The sequence below is a fragment of the Azospirillum sp. B506 genome, from assembly GCF_000333595.1.
Classification (GTDB): Bacteria; Pseudomonadota; Alphaproteobacteria; order Azospirillales; family Azospirillaceae; genus Azospirillum.
On record NZ_BADK01000182.1, the window covers coordinates 1 to 1,664 of the forward strand.

3 protein-coding genes are annotated in these 1,664 nt (G+C 65.8%); 2 read left to right on the top strand and 1 reads right to left on the bottom strand.

What is annotated here, in order from left to right; translation table 11 throughout:
• The coding region (locus I71_RS06210) for a PLP-dependent aspartate aminotransferase family protein (protein ID WP_042692441.1) at positions 1–545 on the top strand (545 nt) is incomplete at its 5' end.
• A gap of 85 nt (positions 546–630) precedes the next feature.
• Positions 631–1,146 (top strand): phasin family protein, encoded by a 516-nt coding sequence (locus I71_RS06215; protein ID WP_042692444.1) that lies wholly within the window; start codon positions 631–633, stop codon positions 1,144–1,146.
• A 14-nt stretch (positions 1,147–1,160) separates the two neighbouring features.
• Here the strand turns inward: I71_RS06215 and I71_RS06220 are convergent.
• The coding region (locus I71_RS06220; RefSeq protein ID WP_042692447.1) for a cation diffusion facilitator family transporter at positions 1,161–1,664 on the bottom strand (504 nt) is incomplete at its 5' end.

A 1,664-nucleotide genomic window follows, 5' to 3' on the forward strand; every position in this document is an offset into this window, starting at 1 on the left:
GCCGCTGTCTGGGCGGCGTCATCCTGGCGAAAGACAGGAAGTACGCCTCGGAGGTCATCCACCCCTTCCTGCGCAACACCGGCCCGACCATCTCCCCCTTCAACTCCTGGCTTCTGCTGAAGGGCATGGAAACGCTGGAACTGCGGGTACAGGCCCAGTCGGCGGCCGGCTTCCAGGTCGCGGAATTCCTGGAAAACCACCCGAAGGTCGCCCAGGTGCTGTACCCGCTGCTGCCCAGCCACCCGCAATATGATCTGGTGCGCAAGCAGATGACCGGCGGCGGCAACATGCTGTCGATCTTCCTGAAGGGCGGCAAGACCGAGGCGTTCAACCTGTTGAACGGCCTGCGCATGGTGATGATCTCCAACAATCTCGGCGATTCGAAGAGCCTGATCACCCACCCCGCCACCACCACCCATTCCAAGCTGACGGACGAGGAGAAGGTCGCCGCCCGGATCGAGCCCGGTCTGCTGCGCCTGTCCGTTGGTCTGGAGGACCCCCAGGACATCATCGAAGATCTCGACCGCGCGCTCGCCGAGGCGTAAAGATCGTGCCGGAACTTATGCTGCAGTGCAGCGTTGACCCCGCAGTCAGGTTCCGGCAACGATTTTCTTGAGAGAGGCGACGTCCATGGCACCACAGAACGCCGGCAACGGCCACCCCACCGACAGGCTGATGGCGGTGGCGGGGCAGCTCACCAAGACCGGCCTTCGCAGCAGCGAAATGGGCGTCGCGGCGGCTCAGACCATCGGCTATCGCACCGCGATGATGACCGCGGCATTGTCGAATCCCATCGATTTCGCCAATCCGGAATTCATCCGCATGGGTGCCGAGAAGGTGGAGGCGGCGGTCGAGGCCTTCCATGCCGTCGCCACCGGCCTCGGCGAGTTCGGGCAGGCCTGGATCACCATGATCACCAAGCAGACCCAGGCGGCGGCGGCCACCGTCAGCGGTCTTGCCAGCGCCAAAAATCCGATGGAGATCATCGATGTCCAGCAGCGCCTGCTGGCCGATGCCGTCGATGCCGGCATCCACGCCAACCTGCGCCTGATCGAGGCGACGGCGGCGCTGGCCGCAGCCGGCATGAACCCAGCCTACCGCAAGGTGCGCGCCAACGCCCGCCGCCTCGCCCGCGAACAGGCCTGACGGGTCAAACCGGGTCAGACCACGTCGGCAGGAGCAAGGCGGCAGCAGCTGCCGTCCTGCTCCATCTGGATGGTGGCGTGACCGATGCGGAAGCGCTCCTTCAGCACCGTCGAGATGTCCTGCAGAAGGGCGTCGTCCTGGGCCATGCCGGGCCGGACGAGATGGACGGTCAGGGCGGTTTCGGTCGTGCTGATCGGCCAGATGTGCAGGTCATGCACGGCGACGACTCCGGACAGCCCGACCAGATAGCGCTCCACCCCCGCGCGGTCGACGCCGTCGGGCACCGCCCCCATCGCCAACCGTACCGACTGTTGCAGCAGGCCCCAGGTTCCGGCGACGATCACCAGCGCGATGACGATGCTGGTCGCCGGGTCCAGCCAAAGCCAACCGGTGAAGCGGATCGCCGATGCCGCCACCACGACACCCAGCGACACCGCCGCGTCAGCCGCCATGTGCAGATAAGCGCCACGCAGGTTGATATCGTGCTTTTGCCCGCCCATGAACAGCCAGGCGTCCAG